The 365-nt window shown below is 48.8% G+C and carries 1 protein-coding gene; it reads right to left on the bottom strand.

All coding sequences use genetic code 11. The features are described from left to right. Positions 1–332: DegV family protein (locus B4F99_RS09740; protein ID WP_290757362.1), on the bottom strand; the 332-nt coding region annotated here is incomplete at its 3' end. Positions 333–365 lie beyond the last annotated feature (33 nt).

The following is a 365-nucleotide window of genomic DNA, read 5'->3' as shown; positions in this document are numbered from 1 at the left end:
TGGACGTTGACATGCTCCACCATCATGTTGATCGTATGTAACGCTTGATACGTTCCACTGATCCCACTCGATAGTGTGATACCGATGATATCCGTTCCTTCCGGCAATTGCTCGAACGACGCAACGAGATCACCGATGTTCGGTTGTGATGTCGTCGGGAGGCTGCCCGTCTGGATGCGTTCATAAAATTCAGCTACTGAGATGTCAAACCCTTCTCGATAGGCGTCACCGTCGAAGATGACACTAAGTGGTGCGACGTGCACTTGATGTTCTTCACAATAGGTAGTTGGCAGATAGGCTGTGCTATCCGTTAAGATCACAATCTGGCTCATCCGTGAATTTCCTCGCTTTTATAGTTCCGTCGT

The sequence above is a fragment of the Exiguobacterium sp. UBA3491 genome, from assembly GCF_002377745.1.
In the GTDB taxonomy this organism is placed as follows: Bacteria; Bacillota; Bacilli; order Exiguobacteriales; family Exiguobacteriaceae; genus Exiguobacterium_A.
The sequence above is the reverse complement of the archived record's forward strand: the minus strand, read 5'-3'. Positions and strand labels throughout refer to the sequence as shown.